This window comes from Anaerotignum lactatifermentans (assembly GCF_014982935.1).
Lineage (GTDB): Bacteria > Bacillota > Clostridia > Lachnospirales > Anaerotignaceae > Anaerotignum > Anaerotignum lactatifermentans.
In genome coordinates, this window is the sequence record NZ_JADCKK010000001.1 from 122,260 (window position 1) to 129,136 (window position 6,877).

7 protein-coding genes and 1 riboswitch are annotated in these 6,877 nt (G+C 49.5%); all 7 genes read right to left on the reverse strand.

Annotated features, from left to right (window positions below):
- Positions 1 to 2: 2 nt before the first annotated feature.
- Positions 3 to 983, reverse strand: a complete 981-nt coding sequence (gene holB / locus INF29_RS00650; protein ID WP_193484050.1) for a DNA polymerase III subunit delta' — start codon at positions 981 to 983, stop codon at positions 3 to 5.
- A 29-nt stretch (positions 984 to 1,012) separates the two neighbouring features.
- The gene (locus INF29_RS00655; protein WP_022255537.1) at positions 1,013 to 1,339 is read right to left on the reverse strand and encodes a cyclic-di-AMP receptor; all 327 of its coding nucleotides are present in this window, start codon (positions 1,337 to 1,339) and stop codon (positions 1,013 to 1,015) included.
- Positions 1,340 to 1,367: 28 nt separating this feature from the next.
- A complete protein-coding gene (gene tmk / locus INF29_RS00660) occupies positions 1,368 to 1,997 on the reverse strand; it encodes a dTMP kinase (RefSeq protein WP_193484051.1) in 630 nt (209 codons plus the stop codon).
- A 349-nt stretch (positions 1,998 to 2,346) separates the two neighbouring features.
- The gene (locus INF29_RS00665; protein WP_193484052.1) at positions 2,347 to 3,906 is read right to left on the reverse strand and encodes a DUF3794 and LysM peptidoglycan-binding domain-containing protein; all 1,560 of its coding nucleotides are present in this window, start codon (positions 3,904 to 3,906) and stop codon (positions 2,347 to 2,349) included.
- Between the two features lie 395 nt (positions 3,907 to 4,301).
- The gene (gene lepB, locus INF29_RS00670) at positions 4,302 to 4,790 is read right to left on the reverse strand and encodes a signal peptidase I (RefSeq protein ID WP_087988476.1); all 489 of its coding nucleotides are present in this window, start codon (positions 4,788 to 4,790) and stop codon (positions 4,302 to 4,304) included.
- 136 nt (positions 4,791 to 4,926) lie between these two features.
- Positions 4,927 to 5,097: a DUF6472 family protein gene (locus tag INF29_RS00675; RefSeq protein ID WP_193484053.1), complete on the reverse strand. Its 171-nt coding sequence runs from the start codon at positions 5,095 to 5,097 to the stop codon at positions 4,927 to 4,929.
- Between the two features lie 16 nt (positions 5,098 to 5,113).
- Complete coding sequence (locus tag INF29_RS00680) at positions 5,114 to 6,391, reverse strand: amidohydrolase family protein (RefSeq protein WP_193484054.1); 1,278 nt, start codon at positions 6,389 to 6,391, stop codon at positions 5,114 to 5,116.
- 59 nt (positions 6,392 to 6,450) lie between these two features.
- A riboswitch (purine riboswitch) is annotated at positions 6,451 to 6,548 on the reverse strand.
- Between the last annotated feature and the right edge of the window lie 329 nt (positions 6,549 to 6,877).

The following is a 6,877-nucleotide window of genomic DNA, read 5'->3' on the forward strand; positions in this document are numbered from 1 at the left end:
GTCTAATTCTCCTTTAATTGTAACAGCATCACTTCCATGGTAAGCCGAAAATTCGCGTTGCGCGCCAGTTGCACACGGGCACGCTGTATGAGAGCGGCTTTTCGTGCCAGTTCCCCTTCGGATTCCACGGCACTTCTGAAAATCTCCGCCTTTTTGTCTTTTTGAATGAGGTCTTTTTCACTGCGCAGCCGTTTGGCATAGAGTAAATCCCGATACCAAAGCTGCATCATGTCCAGAAAACGCAGATCGTCTTTATATTTTTCCAAATCCTTTGCCCACAGAAAGACCTCTCCTTTTTTCGCCTGAGGCAAAGCCATGAGTTTTTCCAAAATCTCCTGCCGCATCTGCTGAAAACTTTCGTCCTCCAGCAAATCCAGCGCCTGTCCAATGCTCCCCTGGGCATAAGCAGCATAAACGGCGCTGTCTGCCGGGGAAAGTCCTTTTTTCTTTTCCAGATAATCTGCCACCATGGTATCCGGCAAAGGTCGGATATGGAGCGTCACCGTACGGGACAATATGGTGGGCAAAAATGCCGTCTGATTTTCCGCCAGAAGGAGAAAAACGGCATAGGCAGGCGGTTCCTCCAATGTTTTCAAAAGGGCATTCTGCGCCTGTACGGTCATGGTGTCCGCCTGTTCCACAATATAAATCTTATAGCGGTAGCGATACTGCTTCAGACTCACGTCCTCCAATATCTGCTCCCGCACATCGTCCACGCCCAATGTCTTTTTGGTGGGGCGGACGTACACAATATCCGGGTGGTTCCCCGAATCGAACGCCGAGCAGCTTTTGCAATGACCGCAAGGCTCTGTGCCGCTTTCTTCACACTGCAATGTTTTGGCAAAGGTATCCGCAATGAGCCGTTTGCCGCTGCCTGCGCTGCCCGTCAGCAGATAGGCGTGGGAAACGCGTCCCGCCGCCACTGCCTGCTGCAAATGGCGCAGCAAAAGGGCATTGCCGTAAATATCCGAAAAACTGTGCAACGCCCTTCACTCCTTTCCTTTTTGTGCCATCAGAATTTATGGAACTGATCCACATCCAGCACAAATACTGTTGCGCCGCCTACCTTTACTTCAATGGGCGCAAGGATAAATCCATGCATCGCGCCGCAGGAAGAAGGCAGTGTTGCGTACTGTGTTCTTGACTTGCTGTTTTCTTCAATGATCTTCAGGGCTTCATCTACTTTCTCATCGTCCACACCGGTCATGATGGTGGTATTGCCGCTGCGGAGGAAACCGCCTTTTGTAGCCAGTCTGGTTACCTGAATTTCCGCTTCGTTCAGATGGGAGATAACTTCGCCCGCGTCTTCATCCTGGATAATGGCAATGATCAATTTCATATAAATCCCTCCTTATGGAATCAATGGCTTACGCTCTGTCCAAAAGTTCATCCAGCGCTGCTTTGATCTGCCCAAATACTTCTTCTATGGTGCCGGAGGCATCAATGCGGCAGATTCGCTCCGGCTCTTTTTTGCAGAGCGCGTCATAGCCCTCGTATACCTTCTGGTGAAATTCCAGCTTTTCCTGTTCCAGCCGATCCAGCTCATGGTTTTCCTCCTGCTGTTTGCGCGCCATGCCCACTGCGGGAGGCAAATCCAGAAAAATCGTCAGATCCGGCACAAGACCACCGGTGGCAATGGCGTTCACCTGCGCCACCATATCGCCCAATCCTCTGCCGTAAGCCTGATAGGCAATGCTGGAATCCACATAACGGTCGGAAAGCACTACTTTTCCTGCCTGAAGTGCCGGCAGGACTTTCTCCTCCACATGCTGGGCACGAGCCGCCGCATAAAGGAGCATTTCCGTTTTCGCAGTCATTTCAGGATATGCCGGGTCAAGAATCAGCTCCCGAATGGCTTCTGCCACGTCTGTTCCGCCAGGTTCTCTCGTCACCACCAAATCCACCTGTTTTTCCTCCAGATAAGAAATGATTTTTTTCAGCTGGGTAGACTTTCCGCTGCCGTCGCTGCCCTCTATGGTGATAAAATACCCTTTCATGACACACCTCAAACTCTCTTTCCGTCCATTATTGTCAATTGCATAGAAAAATTATAACACACTCCCCCCGAATTGGCAAAAAAAACAATGGCAAATTGCGTCACGGGCAAGCAAAAAAAGCCGGAAAACCTTTTTACAGGCATCCGGCTTTCAGGGTGTCGAATAAGTCGACACCCTGTCGTCAAAGGCTCATTTCATTCAAGCCTTTGACGAGTAGGCAGAAGTATAAAGCAGGAATTCCATCAACTAAATAGTCTTGAAATTCCTGCTTTTCCTCGTCGGAAATAAATTTCGACTGCGGATTCCAGTTGGGGAACTCTTTGTTCCCCAAGCCCTTCCGTAAAAATGTTTACTTTCTGCCGCCTCGTAAAATCAGCAGTTTCTGTCCCGAAAAGAGCCGTTCGGGATTTTCAATATCATTGACCATGAGGATACGTTCCGGTGTGGTGCGATATTTTTTGGCAATATCCCACAGGCTTTCTCCATCCTGTACCACACAAATCACGGCGGAAGGACGTTTTTCCGGTGTTTCTTCGGGCATTTCCAGAAGGTCTGTGACCACTTCTGTTTCTTCCATGGCTGTCACCAGAATTTCCAGCAGAATCTGTGCCCGCAGCTCCCCTTCTGTTTCCGTCATAAGGCGGAAGTCCACCTGTTCCGCTATGCTGCGTACACAGGCAGTATCTCCTGCTTTTGCACCTCTCACTTCTACGGTCTGCCGGAAAGGAATCCCCCGTTTCAGCACACATACTGCCGCATCATCATCAGCGGAAAGATAGAGGATTTCCGCCTGCAATACCCCTTCCACGTTGACAGCATCTGTTTCCACAGTCACATCTTCCGTATGTACCTGCCCCCATGCCGCTACTGCCTGCATCATGGGCATTTCTCCATTTTCCAGAGATACGCCTTCTTTCAGACTGAAACGGCTCCGTGTCATGCCCACGCATACGGGGAAGGTGACTTTTTCCCGTTTGGGCTGCAAACAGCTTTCCAGACCATAGGCATCTGTGACCATTTCCTGTTCCGTATGGTCTACGGCTTTCAGTTCCGCGCCAATGACCGCCGTCACATCCAGATTCCGTGTTTCTCCGTCGTCATTCACCGCCGGACGGACTTCGCTTTCATTGACGGTCAGTTTCACATCCGTCCATGTCTGGGGGGTAATGCCGCCGCCTTCAATGAATCCATGGAAAGGGATTTCCGCTTCCACTGCCACAGGCATGCCGTTTTCCTCTGTGCCGTAAATGGCTGTCAGCCGCAGATTCCCCCGCACTGCCACTTTTCCGTCCATAGCACGGATGTCTGTATCGGAAAGGGTCAATACCTGATGGAGCATTTCCCCGATGTTGGGCTGATCTGCACTTAGGGACACTGTATGCTTCACTGTGAACCTGTCCTTTTTCTCTGCAACGGGGCGTTCCGTGAGCACCTTTTTCCGCAGCAGTTCCACCGCTTCTCCCTGAGCGCCGCTGACAGTCTGAAGACTCTTACTGCCTTCCGCTTCCGCCCATACTTCCACAATGGCACGCAGTCCCACTTTCCGGTCATTGATAAGCTGGCATTCCAGATGTTCCGTTTCCGCCATTACATTCACAGCATCCTCTGCTGTCATGCCTTCCACGTACAGCACTTCCTGTATGGGCAGAGAAGATGTCATGGCATACACGGGCTTTTCGCCGCCTGCTGCCCGATACAGCACTCGCACCATCAGTTCCCCGGTGAGATTGATTTTTTCCTCGCCGCTTTTCACCTCATCCAGCCGTACCGTACCGCTGCAATGGAGCACCTGCGCCACATCCGGGCGGTTATCGGGCACAATCATATCCCCTTCCAGCAAAATACGGGAATGGTGGGTTCCCTTCCGCTGTTTCCAAGTCATGGTATCCTTTGTCATTTCCAAGGCCATATTTCCTACCTCCTTCATCATATCAGGCACCTGCATCCCGTCTTTTGCGGATTGCCTTTCTGTAAAATATATGACGAAAGGGAAAAAATATGATTCCATATAAAAAGGGCTGTGTTTTACACACAGCCGCCCAGCCTGTAGAAAAACTATGTTTTACATTTTTTCAAGAACGCGGAAGGGCTTGGGAAACAAAGAGTTTCCCAAATTCAATCCGCAGTCGGAATTCACTTCCGACGAGGAAAAGCCGAAGTTTCAAGGCTTTTAGCTGATGGAACTTCGGCTTTATACTTCTGTCTACTCGTCAAAGGCTTGAATGAAATGAGCCTTTGACGACAGGGTGTCGACTTTTTCGACACCCTGAGGGCTGTGTTTTTCCAACACAGCCGCTTCTTCCATTATCCAAAGAAAGGAAAGAGCCGAAACAGCACTTTGCCTTTCAAATCTTTTTCCGCAATGACGCCCATATTCCGGCTGTCAAAGCTTTCCGTCCGGTGGTCTCCCAGCACAAAAACCGTATCCGGCGGAATCACCAAATCTGCCACGCCCTCCGTAGGACCCATGGCGTAAGGCTCATCCAGCAGGACACCATTGACCATGACCCCTTCGGGCACAATTTCCAGACGATCGCCTTCCACCGCAATGACCCGTTTGATGACTTGCCGCTGTCCGTCCTCGTCTGTATAATCAAATACCACCACATCTCCCCGGTCATAGCCCCCAAAAAAGCCTGCCAGACGGCTGACACAAACCACATTGCCGTTATAGTAGGTAGGCTCCATAGACCCGCCGGAAAGGCGCAGGGGCCAGCAGGCATAAAACAGCACCAGAAGGATGATGGCAGCACGCAATATATCATTTCCCCAATTTCTTATGTTTCGCCGCAAATTTTCTCTCCTCTTTTATTTCCGTTTTTCGGACAAAATACCGCATTTTTCCGTAGTTTCAAGTATACGGTTTTTCCTGTTCTCAGGCAAGGGGAATTTGTGTAGAAAATTACGCCAATTTTGGGATTTTTTTGTATTACATCTGTTTACGCACAGTGCGGTACTCATCCTCCAGACGATAATAGGGGCAATTGTGGAAGCCGTCACGCAAAAAACGCTCCATTTCGTCCTCATCCAGATTCACGTCGCAAAAATATTCTTCGTATTCCTCGTCGTACTGATAATACATACAGCTTTCACATTGCATGGCACTCTCTCCTTTTTTAGAACAACTGTCTGCCTGCCACAAATTTATGAAGGACTTCACTGTCCTCTGTCAGATAAATGACACGTTCCAGACGCTGGGCAATGTCATATTCCCCGGGGTTATCATAACGGCTGTCATCCAGCACAAAAGCGTCAAATTCATAGCCTGCTTCAAAAGACCCCACTTTTCCAAAGAAGGCACCGCCGCCCAGTGTTGCCAGATAGAACACTTCGGGGATGGTCAGGGGCGCCAGAGATTCATCCACCAGACGCCAACGCAGTTTGGAAACGCGGATGGCTTCTGCCATAGCAAAGAAAATGGAGCATCTTGTGCCGCCTGCGATATCGCTGCCCAGACCCATGGGGATGCCTTCTGTGAGGTAACGGCGGGCAGGAGCAATACCGGAAGCCAGATTGGTGTTGGATTCGGGGCAATGGGCAATGAATACGCCTCTTTCTTTCATCAAACGGATTTCGTCGTCACTGCTCAGGACGCAGTGCGCCATGATGGTGGGGCAATTTTCCCCGCCAAACAGACCAAAGCTGTCATAAGCATCGCCATAGTGTTTGGATTTGGGAAACAGTTCCTGTACCCATGCCACTTCCCCTCTGTTTTCGGACAGATGGGACTGTACGGGCAAATGATGCTGTTTCTGAATATCACCCAGTTTTTCCAGCAGTTCATCGGTGCAGGAAGGCAGGAACCGCGGTGTCAGGATGGGTTTCACATGAGGGTATTTATCAGCCACATCCGCCAGCCACTGAATGGTTTCCGCCGCGGATTCTTCTGTGGTTTCCCGCAGGATATCAGGGCTGTGACGGTCCATATTGACTTTCCCGACCATAGCGCACAGACCCGCTTCTTCCAGCAGTTCCATGAGCACTTCTGTGGACTGACGATGGATGGTGCCGAAGATACAGCCTCTTGTGTTAGGGCCTTTTCTCATTTCTTCCACAAAACGAGCGTAATTCTTTCTGGCAAAATCTGTGTCCACATACTTCGCTTCCTGAGGGAATGTATGAGTATCCAGCCATTCCAGCAGTTCCAAGTCCATGCCCAAAGCACGGAAACGATACTGAGGCGCATGCACATGCAGGTCTGTAAAACCGGGCAGAATCAGCTTGCCTGTGTAATCCAGCAGAGGGAAATCCTGATATTTTTCGGGCAATTCAGCGAACACACCGGCAGAAACGCCGTTTTCACAAACCAGATACCCGTCTTTGCAGGTTTGAAGTGTATTTTTATCTTTACTATAGCAAATATCGCCTTTGCATACAAAGTTTTTCTGAACCATTTGAAATCCTCCTTAAAATCTCCATAAAAAAATACCGCCTACATCTGCGGATACAAATTCCCCAGATGCGGGAAACTCATAGCGCGGTTGTTTACGGTAACCGGTAGAAACATCCAACCTATTATGGACCTATATGGGTTTCATTTCCGTTAGCAGTATACGCCGAAACTACAGGTGTTGTCAATGTTTTTCGGCAGTAAAAATCAGACAAAAAAAGAAGTCTTACAATTTAAGCGGAAGGGCTTGGGAAACAATGGTCAACACGTTTGCTCCGCAAACGCCAGCCATAAATGACTGTCCGCACTTCTTTGCGGTGTGTGGTCAACTCGTTTGCTTTTACAAACATCAGCTATAAATGGCTGTCCGCACTTCTTTGCGGTGTGTGGTCAACTCGTTTGCTTTTACAAACATCAGCTATAAATGGCTGTCCGCACTTCTTTGCGGTGTGTGGTCAACTCGTTTGCTTTTACAAACATCAGCTATAAA